The organism is Methanospirillum lacunae (assembly GCF_003173355.1).
In the GTDB taxonomy this organism is placed as follows: domain Archaea; phylum Halobacteriota; class Methanomicrobia; order Methanomicrobiales; family Methanospirillaceae; genus Methanospirillum; species Methanospirillum lacunae.
In genome coordinates this window covers 1-23,386 of sequence record NZ_QGMY01000014.1, presented here as the reverse complement: position 1 = coordinate 23,386, position 23,386 = coordinate 1, and the positions used below count along the sequence as shown (strand labels likewise).

Below are 23,386 nucleotides of genomic sequence, written 5' to 3'. Positions count from 1 at the left end.
TGTTCATAGAGCCAATTAAAAAAAAGAATTAACTAGGTTTTCCCGGACTCATCACTGTTTATCCCATGTTGGAGATTAATTCCCTGACATCAATCCAGATAACCAGTTCTTTTCTACTTTCTCCCCGCTCTCCAACCTCTTTCTTAATTACCCCGAGGATGTGTCCTCCTTCATTAGTTCCACCTTTCGTAGTTTGATCAATATCGGTAACCGGAACAGTCAGAACTGAAGTTACTTCATCAACGACGATACCGGTTTTCTGTGAAGAGACCGTATCGTCCATTACAATGAACCTGAGGTCAGCAGTGGATGTATCTTTAGATGCCTTTATTCTGAGTAATTGCCGAAGATCAACAATGGTCGTTATTTCACCACGTAGATCAATAATTCCTCTGACATGGGATGGGGCATGAGGAAGAGGAGTGATCTTTGAAGCCTCTACGATCTCCCTGACATCAAAAAGATTGACCGCGAACTTGTCTTCTCCAATAATGAATTCGACAACCTGTACTTCATCTTCCTGAGTCTCCTTTCCTGATTGTGTTCTGCTGTTAGCAAGTTCCATCTTCGCTCCTAAATCCTGAACTTTGCCATCTCCTTTGAGACTACATCTGCGATCCCGCTCACATTCCCGATAACTCTGTTAACCTGTTCAATAGCGTCTGATGCTTCTTCAGTTGCTGCAGCAGCATCCCCTGCATCTTTTGTAGTATTCTGAATAAGACTGCTCACTTCATTGATACTTGCAGTGACTTCCTCTACAGATGCAGCCTGTTCCTCAGATGAAGATGCTACATCGGTTGCATTTTTGGTTATCTCATCAATCGATAATGCAATCTGGTTGAAAGCATCCAGGGTTTCAAGCAGGGCTGAACTGCCCATCTCCACTGTCTCACCTGCATGCCCCATTGCAGTATTCGCCATTTTAGCTTTATTTTGCAGATCAGTTATCATATCTGCGATATTCTCAGCCGAACTGCGAGAATCCTGTGCCAGTGATTTGACTTCAGCTGCAACTACAGCAAATCCACGTCCTGCTTCACCTGCCCGTGCAGCTTCTATTGCAGCATTCAGGGCTAATAGGTTGGTCTGATTTGCAATGTCAGATATCAAACGGACGATCTTACCGATCTCATCCATCTTCTGATTAATGTCTTTAACAATCTGATCAACCTCTGACGATGAACGTTTAATCTCATTCATTGCAGTTTCAGACTTTTGAGCGAGTTCTACCCCGTTCTTTGCAAAGTCGTTGGCCTGGGTTGCTGTCATGGAGACTAGTTCTGCCTTTCTTGATACTTCAGCTACAGTGATATTCAGGTCTTCCATTGCCTTAAGTACCTGGATGATACTATCTTCTCCTTGCCGAGAGTTACTGCTGACTTCCCCGGTGATTCGCACTACCTGTTGTGCACCAGCTGCCACTTCCTCAGTACTTGCAGTTGCCTCTTCTGCATTAGAAGCAAGATCTATTACCTGTTTATTGATGAGCCCGACTGCCTCTGATACCTGGATTCCGATGTTGTTCAGGGCATCTTTGAATGCTATCCAGTCACCTGATACATTAAGAGAGGGATCAACCCGTGCAGAAAAGTTAGAGTTTGCATACTCTTTTGATACTCTGAGTGCTTCATTGACCGGGATGATAACACTGTCAAGTGTCTCGTTTACTCCCTCCACGATCTTGCGGAAATCACCCCGATGTTTGGAAGCATCAGCACGGGTTTGAAGTCTCCCTTCTACTCCCGCTTTAGATAACAGATTTGCATCAGCAACCAACGCATTGACTGCGTCAATACAAATATTGAGATTAACCTTGATCGTGTTAAAGTCACCATTATACGAATCGGCGATCTTAACCGGAATATCACCTTTACTGATTCGGTCTACATAATTTGCAGCCACATTAAGAGGTCCAATGACTGCATCAAGAGTTTTATTGACTCCCTCTATGATCTTTCTATAATCTCCCCTGTGTTTTGTGGCATCAGCACGTGTTTCGAGTTTTCCGTCAATGGTTGCCTGAGAGAGCATGTTTGCATCTGCAACAAGTGCTTTGATGCTCTCTTTCATCTGTATTAGATATTCATAGATCTGATCTTTATCAGATGCCATACTCATCTGGGCAGTCATATCTCCGGCTGAGATCTTCGTGACATACTCGATGAGTTCTGATAACCATTGATGCACTCCGTTGATGGCGTTTTTCATCTCCTCATGATCGCCATAACACTCAATCTCAACCCGCTCCCGCAGATCTCCTCCCCTGATCTGCCGGAGTATCCGGTTTCCTTCTCCAATAGGGAGAAGGATGGCATCGAGCATCTTGTTGATATTTTGCACGAGGTTTTTCCAGTCTCCTTCAAATTTTGAGATGTCTGCCCGGGTTGATAATTTTCCCTCTGCTGAAGCGGTGGTTAAATCATTGAGAACAGAGAAGAGTTCGAGGATCCGGGATCTGAACATGTTGACATCATGAGTGATAAATGCCTTTTTCCCTGGGAGCTGTTCCATCTCAACAGAGAAATCCCCTTCTCCGAAATGTCGTATTACTTCTACAATTCGTTTTTTAACCCCAATATGATCACGTACCTGCTCATTCACCCCTTCTGCCATGGTGCGGTACACACCGGTGAATCTGTCTACAGGCATGAACCACTCTATATCCCCGGCTTTCTGGTTCTGCCTCATCAGGGCCATTTCTTCAACAAAAATGCTTAATTCTTTACGTTCTTCCTGAAGGGTTAAAATTACTGCTTTTAATTCTTCAGTGCTCAGTAGATCAACATTGTTCAAATCCATTATATCTCCTAATATTGTGGTTTTTTTAACGTCCTGGTTCTCTATGATTAAAGATCCGTCTCTATTCGCTGTATCATCTTTTTTATATCAAGCCATATCACAAGGATATTCTTATCTTTTCCCATCCCATCCTTGCGATGTTTGCGTATTACTCCAAGAATATCACGTGAACCCTCGTTTGATGAATGAGCCTCCTGATCAATATCTTTCTTACTATAGGTTGTAACCGAATAGACATCATCCACGAGGATTCCAATCATCTTCTCACTCACCGTTTTATCAAGAACAATCACCCTTGATTGTTTCTTTCCTGTTGATTCCCGGGTGATATGCATCATCACCCGAAGGTCTATGATTGTAGTGATGACGCCCCTGAGATCGATAATCCCGGTAATAAAAGGAGGTACATTTGGAATTGGTGTAACATCAGGAGTAGTGATCACTTCTCTGGTATCAAAGAGGTCTACTGCAAACATCTCATCCCCGATAACAAATTCCACCACCTGTTCAGTATCTTTGATCCGGGAACGGGAGGTAAGACCTCTCCCCCGGTTTATACCTGGTTCAGGCATTATTTGCTCCATTTCTCTCTTCTCAACTGTAATATGTTTCATCTTGTTTCATCAGGCAGTCGTGAATCGATTCATCTCCTCTGAAATTCTCTGAATCGATGAAGAAGCTTCTGAAATGGCTCTTGAGATCTGATCAATTGAGGCGGTGACCTCCTCTGTGGCTGCTGCAGAACCAACTGCTTCTTCTGCAGTCTTCTGCACCAGGTTTCCAACCTCATGTACACTTGCAGTAATCTCTTCAACTGCAGCTGCCTGTTCCTCAGTTGCTCCGGCAACCTCCATCATGTTGTGATGAACCTCATTGATTGCCATGACGATCTCGTTGAAAACATCAAGTGTTTCAGTGACAGCACTGTTTCCTGCTTTGACTTCAGTAGCTGAAGTCTTCATGGAGTCTGATACGAGTTGTGACTTCTTCTGAAGGTTTCCGATGATTGAAGCGATATTTTCCGCTGATTTCTGAGACTCAAGAGCCAGGGATTTGACTTCATCAGCAACAACTGCAAATCCCATTCCTGCATCTCCGGCACGAGCTGCTTCAATAGCTGCATTGAGGGCCAAAAGTCCGGTTTGTTCTGATATTCCTGTGATAACGTCCACGATCTTGCCGATCTCTTCCATCTGACCGGTGATATCAGTGATGATCTCATTTGTTTCATCAACTGACAGCATGATCCCTTCCATTCCTTTTTCTGCTTTTCCGGCAAGTGTTGCACCTTTTTCTGATAGTTCAACAGTTTGTTTAGCCAGTGCTGAAGCTTGCTCAGCTTTTGTTGCAACCTCGGTCACGGTATTGGAGAGATCCTCCATTGCTTTCAGGGATTGGATAATACCATTTCCACTCCTTTCGGCAAGGGTGCTTACAGTAGTAGAACTCTGTGCAACAGTGTTTGTGGCGCCCGCCACTTCTTCTGCACTAGCAGTGGTCTCTTCCATTCCCGCAGTGAGGCTCTCAACTTCACTCTTCACTCCGCCAATCGCCACACTGCCTGCGATACCAATCTGGTTTAAGGCTTCTTTGAATGGAATGAAATCTCCTTTAACCACAAGGTTTTCATCGATTCTATCTGTATAATCACCTTCTGCATAGGATCCGGCAAGTCGCATGGCTTCATTAACCGGATTAATGACTGAATCAAGGGTGTTGTTGAGGCCGGAAATGATGTTTTGGTATTCACCGTTGAAAAGAGCCGTATCTCCTCTCTCTTGTAAGTGTCCTGCTTCTGCTTCGGTTGCAATTCGCTTAACGGTGGTGACCATATCGGTAATGGTATCTTTCATCTGGCTCATGGCAAGGCCAAGTGAGTCTTTGTCTGATGCAACCGGAACCGTAACATTCAGATCTCCCACTGAAAGGGCTGATGCGACCTGTGTTTTTCCTTTAAAATTCTCGATCATTCGTCTGAATGAATCAGCCAGAGTACCTAGTTCATCCGGTGAAACGTATGTGATCTCCTGGTTGACATCTCCAAGAGCGAGATCGTCAGATGCTTTTGAAAGAGCGATGATCGGGGTTGCGATACTCCTTGCGAGATAATAGGCAAATGCAATGCCGGCGATGATGATCAGGATCGTGATGATGATCATCATCATGATCATGGCATTGATATCTTTGAGAGCATCTCCCTGGTCTTCCATGTACACGAGGAACCATCCGGGTTTTTCTTTTACCGCGTATCTGCTCCCAAGAACATTCTCACCCATAAAATTGTTCCAGTAATTGAGTTTTCCTTCCTGGATCATGTCTATCTTGGCTTTTTTGTTCAGGAATGCATCAGTTGAACCACTAACATGACTGATAATGAGACCTCCCTGATTGAGATCAACAATCATTCCTTTGCCAGTTGAACCTAAGCCCGATGGATCGAGGACGATCTTTTCAACCGATTCCATCGGTGTAGTGACTAACACCACTCCTACAGTTTTATTTTCTGAGTCTATGACATTGGTTGCGTATCCAAGTGTTGGAACCTTTTTATCGTCAAGATACGGGGTTGAGATATAGTTGCCTTTCTGGCCCTCGGTAAACAATGGAATATCCTTGTAACTTTTTCCGATGTTCTCCGGCTTGTTAGATGAGATAACATCTCCTGCCAGGTTGACGAGCATGACATTGTCAAATGCGTCACTGGTCCTGTCAGCAGACGTTTTAAATCCAGTATTACTGATTGTACGTTTCTCCTGATTTATTCCGGATTTCTGTTCTATTGTAAGAAGGTCGATGCTTGCTGGTCTTGTTGCCACCATGTTTACGAGATCCAATCCTTCCTGCAGGATAAGGGTCATCTGTCCGGCAGAATTGAGCCCGACAGCGTTATACGTTCCGTGCATCTTCCCTTCAACAGTGTTCCGTGCGTTTATTGCACTCACCGATGCAAGGATGATACAGCTGACCAGCACAAGGGCAACCATCGATACGATTAATTTTGTTTTAATAGACTTGAATTCAATTTTCCTCATAATTTCCACCTCACTAAGCCTCCTCTTCATTCAATGACTACGCCAGGTTTCCTCCAGACCTGGGCAATGATAATTTTTATCCGGGAGGAGGTTTCCGGAGTTTATCTTTTAGTTTTTTAGGTCCTTTCTCTCTGCTTTTTTCTTCAGACCCGGGTTGAATTATTCTTGCAGTTGCAAACACCCCTCTCATGTTTTTTGACTGATCCCTGAATGCAACAGATCTTCCGATTACTGGAGTTTTCCTCCCGTTTTTATGAGTAATCTCTGCTGTGAACTCAATTGCTGAACCCTGGGTAAGCACCTTGCCATGTAATGTCTTAATCTCTTCAGGTTCTGAAAAAAACTGAAAATATTCATTTCCTATGAGTTTTTGTCTATGATATCCGGTAACCCGCTCTACAGCGGCATTCACATCAAGGATTTTTCCTTCAACACTAAATGTGGCTATGAGATCAGGGTTGACTTCGGTAAGCATCCGTGAATATTCATATGCAGTTGCGAGTTCCTGTTCAAAAGCCAGACGATCGGAAATATCCCTGATTATCGTTGAGAAATAGGATTTTTTCGTTGATTCATGCCGGTGATACTGAATAATCTGTGAAACCGGGATCAATGTTCCATCATATGACATAATGGTGGAATCGCCCATCCAGTACCCAATCTCGACGGCTTCTGCTCTCTTTGCAAGATAATCCTGGTAATCTGATTCTGGAATAAAGGAGAAAAAACAGGCCTTAGTAATGTCTGATTTATTAGAGAGGCCGAAAAATTTCCTACCTGCTTTGTTGAGATACGAAAAGAAACCATCTTCGCGTGTAATTGCAACAATATGTGCTGCCGATTCAATAATTGAGAGAAGTTCTGTTTTTAACTCGTCTTGCAGTACCCGTTCGGTGATATCATTTGCAATTCCACAATATCCTTGAAAACTTTCGTCAGGACCGATATTCGGGACACCCGATATCTCGAACCAGCGGGTTGAACCGTCGACACTTCGTATGGGTGTAACCATCCGATCAATTGGTTTGCCAGATATCAAAAGAGAGACAAAATCTAACGCCCTGGCCTGTCCAACTGAATCGTCTATGAGATCAAAGAAATGTTTTCCAATCAGGTTCTCGGAAGTTTTCCCAATGCTCTCCTGAACTTTATCACTTACATAGGTAAACTGGTGTTCTTCACCAGTCTCCCAGATGATCTCACTGACGGTTTCGGTAAGTCTCGAATACCTGCTTTCGTTTATGTATTGTTGCTGTTCGATTCTCTGTAGACCATCAATCTGGGACTTTAAATTTTTTATAATCTCCCGAAGTTCATTCGTCCTCTCATCTACTATTGCAGATAAGCCGGATTCATAGAGCCTGATTCGTTCATCCTGTATTTTTTGCTCTGTTATATCAGAACCGATACAGTGTAATGACCAGAGGATCCCATTCCTTTCTTCACGATATGCAAGCCATTTCTGGTATCTGATCTTTCCATCATGTGTGATAACCCTGACTTCAACCGGGGCAGAGGTCCTGCCTGAAGTATTTGGATCTGAAAATGCTGTTTGTTTAATTAAAAGCAAATCTTCCGGGGAGATAGATGGAAGCCCGAGTAAACCAATCAGATTGGTGGGATCAGTATCAAAGCAACGTGCAAGTGCATAATTTGCCCTGATAATCCGGTCATTTGCATCAAGGTCAGCTATAAACTCCTCACTCTCTCTCATGAGTGCATCAAACCGATCTGATAATAGTCGCTCTGTTTCCAGTATCTTTTCAGTATCAGAAAGATCAGAAATGACAACAACTACGCCTGTTGTTGAATCATCAAAGATACAAGGGGAGAGTGAAATTTCCAGAAATCTTCCCCCAACTTCACCGGTAACAGTATGTGGGGTTGATATCTTTTCATCAAGTATCCCCCGGGTGACAGAGCCAAGATTCAATTCCTGAAACAGGGGTTGAGGCAGATCTTCAATCCATGTACCGATAAGATCAGATTCAGAACATCCAAGAATGGTAAGAGCCCGTTCTGACACTTCCTGTACAAGAAGTGAACGATTAAACCCGATCGCTCCCCCCTTAGGGTATACGGAAAATAAATGAAACGGTATCCGGTGGGCAAGCCGGTAGATCTTATTATTCCCATCTGTAAAAAGGTCGAGACGACCAACCTGACTGAGGTTAGCCAGATGTCTGGCAACCTGGTTTCTCCCAACACCAAGTTGTTTTGATATCTCAATAATGTTGGCCCCTTCTGGACATTCCTTCAGATAAGAGAGAATCCTTTGGGGGGTGGTATTCTCCTTCATCGAAGAGGCCATATCTATTCCTTCCACTATTAGTATTTAAATCAATTGTTGATCCATGCGGATTGAAATAGCGGTATCCGATCTTTTTAGGTAATGCACTGATTATAATAATATTCATATATTATTATTTTTTCGTGTGGTTTAGATCTTTAAATTTAGATTGAATAAAGTAACGATTCAGAAAATGAAATGTGTTACACTGCTCAAAAAAAAGATAAAAGATATCGACCATCGTGTAGATTCTCGATATTGCAGATCTTATAATTCACCATGTTCCTTTTGTAACCATCAAAACTTGGTAAGTAGATGAAGATGGTTGTTCATTTGTAGTAGTTATAAGTATCAAATATTAGATTGGGGACTAATATAGTCTTAAAAAATATTGTAAAAAAATGAATGGAATCCTTCAGAAAATGTTACAACTTGTATCAGACTCTATGAATACTTAAGCAACAGAAGTCAAGGAAGGAAACAATGCTGTGACTGAAGTACTTGAATTTTTTGACCAGATAGTTAGGATAATTAAAGAGGTAGATTACAAAATGATGGAAGATATCAGATCGATCAAAGAACAGGGCGGTGCAGAAGACTGCAGAAGAAGCAAACGAATCAGCAGTAGCAACAAAAGAGGTCACAGCTTCAATTGACCAGATAAACCAAGGCCATTACAGATACAATGGTATCAATTAAGAATAATTCACGGCAAATGAATTCATTTACTATCATCTGATGATCCTGCCGGGAAACCAAGTATCCTGGAATATGGTTACAACAACCTTTTTAAAAATCGTTGAACAATGATTACATTCAATATAGATATTAAAGCTCTCCATTGATTCTGATTAATTCAAAAATCGTTTTTATTGATACATGATTCCCTATACGCTGGCTATAAAGCAGACTATTCTTGTGTTGATTTTACTCTGTAGTTTTTCATTTCAGGTATCAGCTGAATTTATTATTCCATCTGACAATCAAAAATCCCTGAATTTTCAGGATTACTCTTCAAAAACGGTATTGTTACTTGTTTCAACTGATGGGAAGAGCCCTTATGAATCACTGTTCATCAAAGGCATTAGTGAAGAACTTGAGAAAAATACCTCGGTACAATTAAAATTCGTAACAGAATATCTGAATATTCCTGATTATCGTAACGACAATAATCTTTCAATACTTGATGATCTGTACCGGCATAAAATTGAAACCCTAAAGCCTGATGTAATCATTACCAAAGATATTCTGGCTATTGAATTATTATCAAGAATGCCACCGGAACTTGTCAAAGGTATTCCAATTATCAGTGATGTTGATCCAGGGCCTGTAGAAAACCTGACGATTATCCCTGTTGTTACTGAAAAAGGATATGACTCTGGTAAAAATATCCGTGTGATCTTATCTCTTCTTCCTCATGTAAAACACATTTATGTGATATCAGGATTCGGTCGTGATGAAATTGATGAATTAACAGTACTCCAAAAACAGATCTCTGGGATGAACCTGTCAATTCCGGTAACCTACCTCATTAATCAGACCCATGACGAATTATTGCCTGAAATATCAAATATTACTTCTGATTCGGCAATCTATTACATTAGTTTCGCACAGGACATAGAAGGAAACCATTTTAGCCCTGAAGACTCTCTTATCCGGATATATTCAAAGTCCAGGGCTCCCATATTTGGGCCAAGCGAATCATATATTCAGCGTGGGATAGTCGGAGGGTACCTGCTCAGCCCAGAAAAGTATGGAAATGAAGTTGGGTCTCTTGCTCTAGAATCATTATCTGGAACGCTCCCGGTATCACAAATAGTCGATCCTGATAAGATCAGAGTATACAAATTTGACTGGAAAGAACTGTCCCGGTTTAATATTGATCTCTCCCGCATTCCCAAGGAGAGCATCCTTGTTGACAAAGAGGAGTCTGTCTGGGATAAATACTCGCTACCGATTATTATAATTCTCATCATCATCGCTTCTGAAACTCTGCTTATTGCCGGACTTGTACTAAACCGGAGGTCACGGGTATCAGCAGAAAAACGTCTTCATGAAAGCGAAGAGAGGTACCGGACACTTATAAACAACGCCCCTGATGCCATCATTGTGTATGATCTTGGTGAGAATAGATTTATTGAAGCCAATCCCAAAGCATTGAGTCTGCTTGGATGCTCAATGGAGCAGTTACGCTCTCTGGATTATTCCGGATTTTATGCCAAAGCACAAGAGCTTGATAGTAATCTACCGGTAATTGTTCAGGAGCATCTTGAACAGATCTTTTCAGGACAGGTTGTTGGTTTTGAGCGGGTCATAACCACATATGATCGAAAAGAGATCTATTGTGACGTAACCATTGTTCGCCTCCCAAATCTTGGTCCAAAAGTAATCAGGGCAAGTTTTACTGATATCACTCTTCGAAAAATTGCCGAAGACAAATTGACCCGACTGTATGAGGATCTTGAAACCATTGTATCAGAGAGAACCAGGGAACTTCATGCAACTCAGGAAGCATTCAGACAGGCAAATATCAGGCTAAACCTCCTGACTGGTATAACCCGTCATGATATCCTCAACCAGATTACCGGACTTCTGGGATATCTGGAGTTGTGTCTTGAGGATACTACCAAAGATAATATCAGATCATACCTGCAATCCTGCATGAATCTGACCCGGGCTGTTCAGGCACAAATAGAATTTACCAGGGTCTATGAAAACATCGGAACAACTGATCCAATCTGGCAAAACCTGGAAACACTCATTAACCGTGTTCACCTGCTTCTTCCAACAATTACATTCAAATGGCATCTTGATCTTGTACCTGTCGAGATATTGGCTGATCCGATGCTTGAAAAGGTGTTCTACACTCTCGTAGAAAACTCATCACGACATGGTGGTCATGTGACTGATATCACATTCAGAGCAACAATCCGGGATTCAGATCTTATCATAGAATATGAGGATAATGGAGTTGGGATTGTTGAGGCTGATAAACCCCGTATCTTTGACTGGTCATTTGGAAAGCATACCGGGGTTGGACTGTTCGTCTCAAAACAGATCCTGGCGATAAGTGAAGTGACAATCAGGGAATTCGGAGTACCCGGAGAAGGGGTAAGGTTTGAGATGGTTGTTCCAACAGGAAAATGGAAATCTGTAATTTTTAATTTGACCACATGATAGGCAAATTCCTCATCGGATCCCGGATTCCTGGCTGATGAGGAGTAATTAAAAAACTTGTAAGGATTTTCTATATTATATATATAACGATAGAGATAAAAATCAATCTTCTATTATACCAGTACACCGAAACCTTCACGTAATGATCCATATCGATGATCTGACATTACGGAAAAAACTCTTCATTTTGGTAGCTTTTTCCATTATTGTCATCGTTATTGTCGGGGTACTCGGAGTATACTCTACCCAGCAAGCAAACTCACAGATGGAGGAACTGTACCAAAACAAATATTATCATTCTACAGTTGCGCTCAATACCTATTCTGAAATGCTTTCATATGCGATTGCTGCCTATCAAATGTCCTTGGAACCAAACCTGACCAAAAAGAAGGATATCATTACCACTCAGGTCGATCCTAAAGTTATCTCATATCAGAAACTGTTGGATGAGTATAAATCTGTTCAAATGACCGGTGATGAGGAACAAGTCTTCAACGATCTTAAGCAAGGCTCATCAGAATATTTCTCTGCAGCTTCCCAGATAAACCAACTCAGACTTGAAGGGAAAGATGATGAAGCAAATGCAAAGTATTCTCAGGTAGCGATTCCACCACGGATGAAAGCCTATGGAAAACTTCAGGAATTGATTCAACTCAACAATCAGAGTGCATACAAGAGTTATAGTGACAGTCATTCCATATACGAATCGTTAATAGTCACAACCATCATCATAACCATCATCTGCTCAATACTTCTCCTATTTATCTCCTGGTTCATTATCCGTAATCTCACACGAAGATGCAATGCTCTTTTCCAGGGTATGAAAGAGATAGGGGACGGAAATCTCTCATACAGGATTAATATTATCGGAAATGATGAAATCTCCCAGATTGGAAGATCGTTTAATACTATGGCCGAGCGGATTCAGGCAGACAATAACGAAATTAAACGAAATATGGAGATGTCAAAGCAGACCAATGCAGCGATTATGAAAACGGCTCATGACATAAAATGCGGGATTCTGGATACAAAAATTGAGGCACAGAATTTTGATGGAGAATATCTTGTTACAGTGCAAAATGTAAATGATTTGCTTGATACTGTAACCAAGCCGGTCAATGAAACTCTGAGGGTAGCAGAACGGTATGCACATGTAGATTTTAGCGCACGATTTGATGAATCCCTACAAGTAGAGGGAGATTTCCTGGTGCTCAAAGAAAAGATAAATCAGATTGGTATTCATGTTGGAACTGAACTCGGAGCAGCAATCAGGGACGTAACACATGAAATCAATACATTGAGTGCGACTTCCCAGGAAGTCACAGAACATGTTGATCAGGTGACAACAGAGTTCACCTCAGTTATGCAGAACTCAGCATCAGTCAGTACGAATGCTGAAACCAATCTTGATTCTGTAGAGCATGTCATGAGTGCAATGGATGAACTGGCATCATCCGTTTCTACAATAGCATCCAAAGTTGAGATGGTAAACCGGATAAGTCAGGAAGCGAATGTCATTTCATCCAATGGAATCTCCCAGGTAGCTATTGCTGAAGATGGGATCAAAGGGATTCATAGTGCAGTGAGTGATGTGGATACTATCATCAATGAAATAACAGAGCAAATGAATGAAATCGGAAATATTGTTGAAATTATCAGTGATATTGCTGACCAGACGAATCTTCTTGCGTTAAATGCTGCAATTGAGGCTGCCCGTGCTGGAGATGCTGGAAAAGGATTTGCCGTAGTCGCAAATGAGGTCAAAGTTCTTGCTCAGCAGTCTCAAAACTCATCAGAAAATATTGCAGCAATCATATCATCATTTCAAAAGCAGTCTGAACATGCAGCGAGTGCCATGAATCTGGCAACTTCTGAAGTAGGAAAAGGCTCTAAGGCTATCACTGATTCTATCAATAATTTCCATAGTATAGCAGGACAGGTCAGGAAAATTTCAGATCATATGACCGAAATTGCGGATCTGACCGAAGAAGGAACTGCTGCAGCTCAAAAGATCACCGCCAGTATTACCGAAGTGGATAGTCTTTCAAGAGAGATGGTCACCGATGCAAAAGGAGTTGTTGCTGCATCAGAGAGATCATCGTCTGGTATTCACCAGGTCTCCACGGTGGTGCGAAATCTCTCAATTATTGCAACCCGGATAAATGAATCCATGTCAAGGCTCAATGCCTGATTTTCGCATCCTGGCTCCTTTTTTCGTGCTCTTTTCATATGCAGAAAAGATTTTTCCTCATTGTTGCAGTGAAGATTATGGATCTGATTGTGTTGATATCAGGAAATTTCCTTCAGGATAGCTCCTGACATTTCATTGGAATCTGGTATTGCTATTTTTTTGATACATTTCCAGTGGCACATTTTCTCTTTTCCTGATTTATCTGTCAAGGTTATGACAAGCCCTATCTCATCTTTATTGGGAGAATTTGATATCAGTTGAGTCTGGTAAGTCTGGAGGGACTTGGGGAATAATTTCCATATTGGTTTTCCTAAGAGATGTAATTCCTTGTATCCGCAGAGATTCTCCAATGTTACACTAATCCAGATAATTGTCAGGGATGAATCCCAGATAAGGATAGGGAGGTTGGTTGCATGGAGAATGTCTGAGAAAAGTGAATGAAAGGTTCTTAATTTATGTATCTCTGTCTGTTGTTTATTGATGAGTTCCTTTATCTCACGATCTCTTGCTATTATCTCTTCACTAACATCAATGAGTTCTTTATTTGTTTTGAGTACCTGAAGATGATCATTTTTCTGTTTGGTAATATCCAGATATGAAATATATACTCGTGAAAGATCATGATCAGGAGATGCAACCGAAACATAATTTGAAAAATACCAGATTTTCCCTGTTATGCTGATGATTTCTGAGTAAAAATGTGCATATTCCGACCCATTTTTCAGAGTTATAAATAAATCTTTGAAGTTGTCCAGTGTATCAGGAGTGTAATACGGGTACAGATAGGATAACACATTTTTTTGGCTTATATAGATGTTATCAAAATCGGTTAAACTTTTTTGATTAATATTATTAATACGTATCAGGTTCATACAATCTTTCAGAACTTCAGGATGCGTATCCATAAAAGACCTGATGTTATTGACCCCTGTTTTTTCAAGATTGTCAAGGTATATTTTAACCTGGGATAAATCTGCTTCGTTTATTGCTATGGGTGCATACTGAAAAAGGGATCTATACATAGCCTCATTTTCACGAAGCCTTTGTTCAGTCTGATACTCCTTTGTTATGTTGGAAGCAATCAAGGCGATAGACACTGATCCTGGTCTGAGTGAGATGTTCATAAGAGAGATTTCATACCACTGCGTTTCATCATGTATTGTATGAGGAACACGAACTCTGGATACTCTCTCGAATGAAAACCGTTTTAATTCTCTTATAATTTCAGGGTATGAAAAGATCTCAAGATTGAGGAGATCAAACCGTTTTCCTCCCACCATCGTATGAGATATTTCAAAAAAGTTCTGTGCAGCCTGATTCACATATTGAATCTCCCAGGATTCATTGAGTATAAAGATGAGGTCAGTACTGATATCTATGATACTGGAGATTTGAACTGCCTTGGTTGCAAAATACTTTTTGGCATTTCCAATTTCTATCTTTCTAACCCTCCCGAGTATCTCCAGGCAATCAAGTTTTCTTGCAACAGTATGGCGGTTCATTGAGGATATGTTAGCGATTTCTGATATCATTAACGGTTTTGTAGCAGATGATAAGATTGAAAATATTTTTTTCTGTTCTGTATCCATACGATAAACCACATTATTCAATATATACTTGAATGCTAAGTGGCGCCACTAGTCAATAATATAAATACTTGGCTTGCAAAAAAGTATTGAAAGTTTTTTAGGGGAGAAATATGATCTCATCATTATGCAAAAAAACCCATTTTGCATCTCCAATATCATGATACCTTTGTTGTTTCATGTATCTCTAATAAAACTCCGGGTTCTTTGAAGATAATATATAGAGACTGTGGTGAATTGCATGGATGAATTTGCATCTTCCAGGGATTTCCTGTATCCAATGCATATGTATGACCGTATTCATCCGTTCCCTCAGTTTCACCTTCTCATTGTTGATGATGACGAAGAGATTCTCTTTATAACAAAACGTTTACTTGAACGTTTCAGCATTTTTGTGATAGATACTGCCTGTTCAGCTCAAATAGGTCTTGAAAAATTAAAGGAGTGCAGGTATGATGTCATCATGTCAGACTATGAAATGCCAGTGGTAAATGGAATTGCATTTTTAGAAACTATCAGGTATAGAGGTGATACAACTCCATTTGTCATTCATTCACACAAAACCGAGGCTGAAATTAAAAGTATTCACACAATATCAGAGAAAATACTGTTTCTGGAGAAAGGGACAGAACCTCGGTGCATGTATGATACATTGATAGGGTGTATTAATCGTCGGTTATCCTATGAATGACCCGTATTAAATTTGATCGTGACTCTGCTTTTAAGTAGAATTATATTTTCTCAGATCCGCATTAAAACTTTGAATAGTCCCCTTTTTTGATATATGCAAATATATTTCCTGTTTTCTTCTTTTTAACTCATATCGTCTCGATGTTAATGGTTTTTATAGAAAAGCAAATATATTGTGGCTGATGTTGGTTTACAATAAACTCGTTTTTGAGAAAAAAAGAAGATGTGTTATTTCTGTAATGCAGCCTTTACCTGACTCAGTGTTTCAGATATTGGTTTTCCTCCGGTTGGTCCCTGAACTGCAATGACATATGAACCATAGGTGTAGACTCCTCCGTTGAGGTCGTTCATGTTTATGGTTTTCTGTATTAATCTGACCGCGTCGTCACGATCCTGGGCTGAGTCAAACTTTTGAGTGTGGATGAATATCGTTGTGTCAGATGACTTCTTGGAACAGTCAGAAGAGATACGGACACTCTTTCCTCCCTGAGCTCCGGTAACCTGCCAGGTTGATTCGGTCTGTTCACAATAATTGAGGCCTGCTGCCTTTAATGCATCAAGCACCTGGTTTGATTCGGTTGCAAAATACGGTCCCGGTGTCTGAGTTACAACAAATGCCCAACTCATTGGGAGCAGTATTATCATTACAGCAAAAAGGATACTTACAACTTTAATTGCATTATTACTCATGGTACCTCAATCTGATATACACGGATTCATCCTGATACCGACATCAGGATTATAGATAATAATGAGAATTGAATACATTATTAATCCTGTTATTTTGCATCACCACCCACATATGCATTCATACAGAACTCTGATACATTTGATGGGTGTTCGGATCATCCATTATCGAAAGAAACATACTTGCTAACCCTAATGTATGTGCATGGTATCAAACAAAAACTGGCTCACGGTTTTTGCAATATGTCTTCTCTTCTCCTCTTTAGCGCTGTTTGCTCTCCATTACCTGGCATTTCATGACCTTGATCACATTCTGATATATACTCTCCATGATCTTGCCTTCCTCCCGATTGAGGTTCTTCTTGTCACCCTCATTCTTCACCAGTTATTGGAAAGACAGGCCCGAAAAAGCAAACTCAATAAACTCAATATGGTTATCGGTTTGTTTTTTTCAGAGATAGGAGCACCTCTTATGAGATTTTTCTCAATCCGGGACATGGATTTTCAGGCTAAAATGGAATTTTATTCATCATTGAAAACCTGGGATCACTCTATATATGTCCGTAAGAAAAAAGAGTCAATGAAGGCCCAATACAAAGTTCAGTTCTCATGCAATGATCTTCTTATTCTTCGGGAGATGCTTATAAGCAAAGAGGATTTCCTCGTCAGGTTACTGGAAAATCCCTTTCTATTAGAGCATGAATCGTTCACTGATGTTCTGCAGGCAGTGTTTCATCTGACCGATGAATTAAAACACCGTGGAATGTGTGAAGACTTGCCTGATAGTGATCTCATCCACCTTTCAGGTGACATAACACGGATCTATTCCCAAATTGTTCCGGTATGGATAACATATCTGGAATACTTAAAGGCTGATTATCCATACCTGTTCTCACTTGCAATCAGGACAAATCCGTTTACAGAGGCAGAGGACTCCATTGTACGGGAGTAATTTTCAAGTCGATAAAACTGGAGATAGAGGAGTATGGAATGCATCTATTCAGGGATTTAAAAAAGGAGTATCATTAGGATACGGCTTGAAAACTCTTTAAATCCATATACTCGATTAATATCCATCATACACAGTTAAGGTGATTGTAGAGTTTCCTACCTTCGTGTATGTATGGGTGACATTTTTTTCGGTCGAGGTATTTCCATCACCGAAATTCCAAATCCGGGAGATTGGATTACCTTCAGATACATCATAAAAATGCACAGTATAGGGATAGACGCTGGTCTCGGGAACACCGAAAAATCGTGCAGAAATATTTGGGAGTATGGTAAACCCGTTAGTCAGTGTCCCGGTCGTTCCATCTGAGTTGGTCACCACTACATTCCTGGAACCAGGGACTGCCCCTGAAAGATCTATCTTCCCTGTCATTTTCATTGTTGAGCTTAATGATTCATCGGTGGCATCAATGGTAGTATATCCTGATTTAGTCAGCGTTATATGAGAATCAGTATAAAAATTCGAACCAGAAAGATTTGTTATTGATATTGTTGTTCCCGTGGTTCCTGTGGGTGGTGTGATTGATGAAACTGTCGGTTTAGTCAGGGAGGAATATCCCATATAGGCAATATACGTGCCAATATAGTTTGAACCATCAAGAATCCTGAAAAAACCAGATTCCCCCCATCCTGATCCCCAGGAGTTTTTACAGATCCAATACGTAGAACCACTGCTTGTTGTTCCCCATCCAACAAGAAGGACAACATGATTGACTTCTCCGCTATATGAACTGGAGTATATCCCCCCGGTGTATGCACTAAAGGAACTATCTACTCCAAGAGAAATCAGGAGAGGGCCGTAGGTATACAAATACCGCTTCAGTTGAGTAACAGAGGGGAATGTTGCCCCACTTGAGAATGTTCCGCTTGGTGCCTTATATCGGGTATACCCATTCAAATTAATACACGTTGAATCGGATGCTGTATAGGGATAGACAGACTCCAGGACAGTCCCGACTCCTCCGCCTCCTGAATAGTCAATGAAGTATCTGATTGCATTATATCCCCCAGCACATGATCCTGCATCTGAACAACTCACCAGGTACTGTTCTGAAAAATCAGGATTTAATGATGGGTTTTGGTATAGGCGTTCATAAAATGATTCAAATACTGCCGTTGAGGCAAATGCCCAACAGGAACCACAGGAACCCTGACTACGGACTGGTGTTGTATAATCACCACCATTATCCCTCCAGGTGAAAGAGGATGGGAGTGAACTAAAAGATACATCATCTGCAGCCTCTGTTGATACGGTTAAGTTTGAGGAGAATGTGTTATTCAGTTCTGCTGGAAGTTTAAATCCCAGTAACTGGTTGAATGCTTTTGGTGTCAGGTTTGAGACCGAAGTATGACCGGCCACCCAGTCCCTCCGTTCCCTGGTAATATTCTTATTTATCGCATCAATTTTCTCTGTCTCTTCGTTCTGACTAATCCGGGGCATTTTATCCCAACTGGTGTACAATTCATTACTGGTCGTGCAATTTACACAGTTGTGAATTGTCTGTTCAGAAACATCCTCCTGTGATTCTGGTATTGATGAAGCATTGGTATGATTTGAAATCTGGGGGACAATGGATGAATTGTTTGTCTGAAGACCCTGTGATAAACCATTCAAACTGAAATTGCTTCCTGATGTATTATTATTATCCGGGTTTTGTGCCGCTGCTGGAGATACTACAAGGAGTATGCAGCCTGAAAGGATAAAGAGTATAAAAACAACTAAACATTTTGATATTACTCTTTCATTGAAGGGGAATTTTTTTCTATGGATTACCTGCCCACTCTGAATGGGATTTGTGGTTATTTTGATGGTCATATGAGATTCCCCTGAAATGAAATTCAATGCTCTGAATGTATATGATGAGATTATGAGATATAATACAGATCTTTTACTAAATCTTTTGAATTGTGTATCAGAACGCTCAAATGTTATGAAAGAACATACTCAAATTAACGATTATCAACCGGTGAAATATTGCATTAAAACAGATTTAACGTGATGTTATCTTGATTGAAAAATAGGAAACACTATCAGTACTTTTAATTCCATAATCCATGAAGACTGGTGGGGATACAGCCCAGATTATACCATTGCGTGTTTTTCCTTTTGTTATCGGAAGACATCTCATGGATTATGGTTTTTCTCCAGATACTTGATATTTTACCTGATTCATTAAGTTCAGGAATATGTAGTGCGATTCAGAGTTTATACTGTTTTTGTGGGACAGTAATTTCAAATCGTACTCCTTTACCTTCTTCGCCATTCTCTTCAATGTTTAATTGTGTAATGGCAAGTATCTCCTGAGATATGAAAAGTCCAAATCCCGTGTTTTTTCCAAAACCTCGTTTAAATATCTTCTTTTTATCTGAATTTGGCACCCCAATGCCATTATCCTCATACCGTATGATGAGATCGGTATTGTTCAATTCATATGATGCCCATATGTCTGTTGCATGTACACTATGTCTGATAGTATTCTCAATAAATGTGAAAAATACCTTCTCCAGGAGCGGATCTGCATAGATCTCAATACCATGTACATTACCATGGAAATTGAGTTGAGTTGAAAAATTACTCTTAATTTTTTCCAGAATTAATTCAATATTCTGCCATTTAGGGGATTCTGTTCCGATGTTATCATAAACACTGGTGAAATCAATCTGGCTCTGAATAATCTTCGTGATATTGAGACAACTCTTCAGGTACTCATCAATTTGTTCACTTGGCTTCAAATCACGGGACATCTCAAGATATCCAAGTAGAGCGGTAACCCCGTTCAGGATATCATGCCTCGTAATTCTTGAAAGCAGATTCAACTTGATATTGGCCTGTTTGAATGCTTCCTGAGCGATTTGTAACTCATTTGTTCGGGTTTGTACCCGATGTTCAAGTTCTGCCTCTGTCTGTTTATAACTGGAGATATCGATATAACTAGCCCTGATTAATTGTGCTTTTTGAGAAGGGAGTTTGACAAATCTAATTTCGCAGGGAGTGCTGACGCCATCTATACTCCTGATAGTCTGCTCAAAAATGACTTCTTCCCCACTCATTACTTTTTCCATCTTGTCTTGTATACTTCGGTTGATCTGTATGGAGTCTGTTGAGTCAGGGGGACAAAGCAGGTTCAGGCCATGTTTGAGTATTTCATCCCGATTATATCCAAATAATCGTTCAGCATTCCTATTTGCATTAATAAACTGGTTATTCTCAATATCAATCACGGTAATGGCTTCAGGTGCCTGTTCTACAAGAACACGGAACCTTTCTTCACTTTCTTTGAGATTTCGTTCTGCCAGAATACGATTTCTTCGATTGATGAGAAGCCCGGTTATGAGAAGTGACTCTACGAAAATGATAAAAATGACCAGAAGGATGGGGCCGTAATATTTCTCGTAGATATTGTCTTCTTTATACAATATCTGAGCATTTTTTGGGAGATTTGATTGATTAATCCCAAGCCGTTTGATCTCCCTCCAGTCGAAAACATATTGCATATATTCAGAAGGACGGAAATATGAATCTCCTGGAGTTTTACCATGTAAATAATCAATAATGGTCTGTGCAACCATTTCTCCCCTAATGGGAGTACTGGGGATATAACCCCCTACGATTCCTTTACCAATATATGTATCAGTTCCGCCAAATATCGGAACATCTGTTATCTCCCTGATTTTGCTAACAATATCTGTAGGGATGTAATAATTGCCCTGTGAATCACCTGAATATCTTATATAATAGATAATTGACTTATCTGGCAGACTGGATACCCGCTGTTCTAACTCTTCAAGTGTAAGATTTGTTAAATACTCAACAGGAACTTTCAGTTCCATTTGATCGATTGACTGTTTTACTTGAAGGGTATCAGCATTGTCTGATGGGTTATTTCCAGCGATGATGTAAACATGCCTGGTATCAGGTAAGAGTGAGAGAGCCATTTCGATGGTTTGGTTAAAAAAAATGGGAAATGATGGGATAAGGAGGATATTTGGTGGATTATCTGTACCATTCATCCGAGTGGTGATAATGGGAATGTTTTGTATGTATGTACTATTTGTGCGACGTAAAATATCCAGTGATTCTTGATTAAATGTAAATATGGCATCGGGTTTCAACTTTTCAAGTTTATATTGATAGAGAGTGATCATCTGATCAATATATACGGGGTCCTTATATCGGATGATATCCAGGGGTTCAACAACAAGATCAATTGTAAAGTCCTTCTCTTTTGCTAGTCCTTGTGCCAGTCCCTTTTCCCAAAGTTGGAATATAGGGTATTTATTTGATGTATCGCTTACAAAGAGGATAGTTTTTTTAGGATGATCTAAAACTGGTGATGTGTTTTGAAAGTGAGTTGGATCTTCTGCAGATACTACAGGACATAATGCCTGTATCAAAACCAAAATGATAAAGATAATGAGTCCGATATTGACAATATAAGAATAATTCTTGTGAAACCTGGGTATTACTGGCATTAGCGGTCGTTCATCAGAAATAACTACCCCAGATATAAACAAGGACATTTGCATTAATACTTCTTTTTCAAGGATTAATAGGCTCTTGAGCTGACACTATTACTATGATCAATTCTGCTCACCTGACCGATACTGAGTATACAAATCCGTGATGATGGGTAGATCATGAACGGTTCCGTATGAATCGATCCCGGTAAAATGCATTTTGGCTCATATATAAAGCAGCAACGGGATTATGACCCAGTGCCCGGTCTTTGACAATCAAAGGTGTTGTTTCTCCAGTACAATACCGGAGAAACAGAATATCATGACCGACACACAGGCCTACCATGATGTTTAACTCGGTTTTTTCTTTATTCAGTACTTCTGCCTGCAATATTGGGTTACAAAACACTGGCCCGTGCATTCCCATGCTTTCTGGATCTATCTCTCCACAGAGACATGAGACTGAAACAACCCGAAACCCGTTTATCTCCAGAATATCTGTCAGCAACTTCGATTCAAACATCAGTGCATAACACGTCGCAATCCCGATTTTTGTCATGCCCCGGATTTTCGCATACTCCATGATCTCATCGACTCTTGTCCAGGATAGTTTCTCACGTGGTTTTTGAGGATCCAGGATAGTACTCATCAATGTATACCACCCCTGGATAACGGCCTGGTTTTCAGAGAGCTGGTATTTTTCTTTTACTTCTTCGATGAGATCTGCATACCGGACTGTTGGACAGGAGGATGGGACACCACCGGTCTTATCCTGAGACCCACATCTCATCATCTGACACTTGGCACATTGAGGGCTATTTTTATCCATGATTTGACTCCTTTTAGAATACCGTTCTTATTATCCCTTTAGTTATTTATTCAAAGCAGAGAAACAGAATTAATATAGTAATCAAAAAATAACTATTGTGGAATCATCGGTAAAACATGAAATTAAATCAAAATGCCTGGTTGAATTGTTTATTGAAACTCTTGGGAGCAAATGGAAGATCCTCATCATCTGGCACCTTCGAAATTCCCCGCTGAGATTTACTGACCTCCAGAAAAAGATGCATAATGTGAATTCAAATACCCTCACCTTCAATCTCCGCGAACTTGAAAATCAGAAGATCATTACACGAACCATATTTCCTGAAATCCCTCCCCGGGTAGAATATGCCCTGACTGAACATGGAAAAGCCCTCTTTCCGGTGTTTGATGCTATCAGAGTCTGGGGGGCTGAGTATCTGGAGTCTGAAGGAATGACAATGGATGTCTGTTAACCAGTCCTCACCAGTATTTTTTAAAATAACTCCGTTGATATAATCAAATATTGTATCTGGATTCAGATAATAAGAGAAATTTACCCGGATTTTTCACGATATGCAATGTATGGGGATATTAGAACCCAACTTTGCCACTAATCAAAATAAATGTGTTATTAGTGATGTTTGAATCCTCCAAAATA

The 23,386-nt window shown here is 40.4% G+C and carries 15 protein-coding genes; 5 read left to right on the top strand and 10 right to left on the bottom strand.

The genetic code is table 11. The features are described 5' to 3' along the window. Nucleotides 1-58: 58 nt before the first annotated feature. From DK846_RS14885 to DK846_RS14865, 5 genes are all read right to left on the bottom strand, one after another. Nucleotides 59-565: a chemotaxis protein CheW gene (locus tag DK846_RS14885; RefSeq protein WP_109969793.1), complete on the bottom strand. Its 507-nt coding sequence runs from the start codon at nt 563-565 to the stop codon at nt 59-61. Between the two features lie 8 nt (nt 566-573). Next, nucleotides 574-2,802, bottom strand: a complete 2,229-nt coding sequence (locus tag DK846_RS14880) for a methyl-accepting chemotaxis protein (protein WP_109969792.1) — start codon at nt 2,800-2,802, stop codon at nt 574-576. A 47-nt stretch (nt 2,803-2,849) separates the two neighbouring features. Continuing rightward, nucleotides 2,850-3,416: a chemotaxis protein CheW gene (locus DK846_RS14875; RefSeq protein ID WP_109969791.1), complete on the bottom strand. Its 567-nt coding sequence runs from the start codon at nt 3,414-3,416 to the stop codon at nt 2,850-2,852. A 9-nt stretch (nt 3,417-3,425) separates the two neighbouring features. Further along, nucleotides 3,426-5,834, bottom strand: coding sequence for a methyl-accepting chemotaxis protein (locus tag DK846_RS14870; protein WP_245926574.1), 2,409 nt, complete (start codon nt 5,832-5,834; stop codon nt 3,426-3,428). Between the two features lie 76 nt (nt 5,835-5,910). Next, the gene (locus DK846_RS14865) at nt 5,911-8,145 is read right to left on the bottom strand and encodes a PAS domain S-box protein (RefSeq protein ID WP_109969789.1); all 2,235 of its coding nucleotides are present in this window, start codon (nt 8,143-8,145) and stop codon (nt 5,911-5,913) included. An 858-nt stretch (nt 8,146-9,003) separates the two neighbouring features. Here DK846_RS14865 and DK846_RS14860 point away from each other — a divergent pair. Both DK846_RS14860 and DK846_RS14855 read left to right on the top strand, forming a co-directional pair. Then, on the top strand, nt 9,004-11,301 hold the full coding sequence (locus DK846_RS14860; RefSeq protein WP_109969788.1) for a sensor histidine kinase: 2,298 nt from the start codon (nt 9,004-9,006) through the stop codon (nt 11,299-11,301). A gap of 142 nt (nt 11,302-11,443) precedes the next feature. Then, a complete protein-coding gene (locus DK846_RS14855) occupies nt 11,444-13,492 on the top strand; it encodes a methyl-accepting chemotaxis protein (RefSeq protein ID WP_109969787.1) in 2,049 nt (682 codons plus the stop codon). A 98-nt stretch (nt 13,493-13,590) separates the two neighbouring features. Here DK846_RS14855 and DK846_RS14850 read toward each other — a convergent pair whose 3' ends face one another. Then, the gene (locus tag DK846_RS14850) at nt 13,591-14,994 is read right to left on the bottom strand and encodes a PAS domain-containing protein (RefSeq protein ID WP_181391809.1); all 1,404 of its coding nucleotides are present in this window, start codon (nt 14,992-14,994) and stop codon (nt 13,591-13,593) included. 325 nt (nt 14,995-15,319) lie between these two features. Here DK846_RS14850 and DK846_RS14845 point away from each other — a divergent pair, with 325 nt between their 5' ends. Further along, on the top strand, nt 15,320-15,769 hold the full coding sequence (locus DK846_RS14845; protein ID WP_109969785.1) for a response regulator: 450 nt from the start codon (nt 15,320-15,322) through the stop codon (nt 15,767-15,769). A 227-nt stretch (nt 15,770-15,996) separates the two neighbouring features. Here DK846_RS14845 and DK846_RS14840 read toward each other — a convergent pair whose 3' ends face one another. Continuing rightward, nucleotides 15,997-16,458, bottom strand: a complete 462-nt coding sequence (locus DK846_RS14840) for a hypothetical protein (RefSeq protein ID WP_109969784.1) — start codon at nt 16,456-16,458, stop codon at nt 15,997-15,999. A 202-nt stretch (nt 16,459-16,660) separates the two neighbouring features. On the opposite strand from DK846_RS14840, the gene DK846_RS14835 reads away from it, so the two are divergent. After that, complete coding sequence (locus DK846_RS14835) at nt 16,661-17,407, top strand: hypothetical protein (protein ID WP_109969783.1); 747 nt, start codon at nt 16,661-16,663, stop codon at nt 17,405-17,407. Between the two features lie 114 nt (nt 17,408-17,521). Here the strand turns inward: DK846_RS14835 and DK846_RS14830 are convergent, their stop codons facing one another. From DK846_RS14830 to DK846_RS14820, 3 genes are all read right to left on the bottom strand, one after another. Then, on the bottom strand, nt 17,522-19,279 hold the full coding sequence (locus DK846_RS14830; protein ID WP_109969782.1) for a C1 family peptidase: 1,758 nt from the start codon (nt 19,277-19,279) through the stop codon (nt 17,522-17,524). A gap of 383 nt (nt 19,280-19,662) precedes the next feature. After that, nucleotides 19,663-21,990 carry a PAS domain S-box protein gene (locus DK846_RS14825; protein ID WP_109969781.1) on the bottom strand — a complete coding sequence of 776 codons (2,328 nt, stop codon included), beginning with the start codon at nt 21,988-21,990 and terminating at the stop codon, nt 19,663-19,665. A gap of 109 nt (nt 21,991-22,099) precedes the next feature. Next, nucleotides 22,100-22,750, bottom strand: coding sequence for a DUF1847 domain-containing protein (locus DK846_RS14820; RefSeq protein ID WP_109969780.1), 651 nt, complete (start codon nt 22,748-22,750; stop codon nt 22,100-22,102). 97 nt (nt 22,751-22,847) lie between these two features. On the opposite strand from DK846_RS14820, the gene DK846_RS14815 reads away from it, so the two are divergent. Continuing rightward, nucleotides 22,848-23,201: a winged helix-turn-helix transcriptional regulator gene (locus DK846_RS14815; protein ID WP_109969779.1), complete on the top strand. Its 354-nt coding sequence runs from the start codon at nt 22,848-22,850 to the stop codon at nt 23,199-23,201. Nucleotides 23,202-23,386: the final 185 nt, after the last annotated feature.

Excerpts from the sequence above, each read along its gene's own strand:
- DK846_RS14880 (WP_109969792.1), bottom strand. The coding sequence starts at position 2,802 with ATGGATTTGAACAATGTTGATCTACTGAGCACTGAAGAATTAAAAGCA.
- DK846_RS14825 (WP_109969781.1), bottom strand. The coding sequence starts at position 21,990 with ATGCAAATGTCCTTGTTTATATCTGGGGTAGTTATTTCTGATGAACGA.
- DK846_RS14845 (WP_109969785.1), top strand. The coding sequence starts at position 15,320 with ATGGATGAATTTGCATCTTCCAGGGATTTCCTGTATCCAATGCATATG.
- DK846_RS14830 (WP_109969782.1), bottom strand. The coding sequence starts at position 19,279 with ATGACCATCAAAATAACCACAAATCCCATTCAGAGTGGGCAGGTAATC.
- DK846_RS14840 (WP_109969784.1), bottom strand. The coding sequence starts at position 16,458 with ATGAGTAATAATGCAATTAAAGTTGTAAGTATCCTTTTTGCTGTAATG.
- DK846_RS14855 (WP_109969787.1), top strand. The coding sequence starts at position 11,444 with ATGATCCATATCGATGATCTGACATTACGGAAAAAACTCTTCATTTTG.
- DK846_RS14835 (WP_109969783.1), top strand. The coding sequence starts at position 16,661 with ATGGTATCAAACAAAAACTGGCTCACGGTTTTTGCAATATGTCTTCTC.
- DK846_RS14885 (WP_109969793.1), bottom strand. The coding sequence starts at position 565 with ATGGAACTTGCTAACAGCAGAACACAATCAGGAAAGGAGACTCAGGAA.
- DK846_RS14865 (WP_109969789.1), bottom strand. The coding sequence starts at position 8,145 with ATGGCCTCTTCGATGAAGGAGAATACCACCCCCCAAAGGATTCTCTCT.
- DK846_RS14820 (WP_109969780.1), bottom strand. The coding sequence starts at position 22,750 with ATGGATAAAAATAGCCCTCAATGTGCCAAGTGTCAGATGATGAGATGT.
- DK846_RS14875 (WP_109969791.1), bottom strand. The coding sequence starts at position 3,416 with ATGAAACATATTACAGTTGAGAAGAGAGAAATGGAGCAAATAATGCCT.
- DK846_RS14870 (WP_245926574.1), bottom strand. The coding sequence starts at position 5,834 with ATGAGGAAAATTGAATTCAAGTCTATTAAAACAAAATTAATCGTATCG.
- DK846_RS14860 (WP_109969788.1), top strand. The coding sequence starts at position 9,004 with ATGATTCCCTATACGCTGGCTATAAAGCAGACTATTCTTGTGTTGATT.
- DK846_RS14850 (WP_181391809.1), bottom strand. The coding sequence starts at position 14,994 with ATGAACCGCCATACTGTTGCAAGAAAACTTGATTGCCTGGAGATACTC.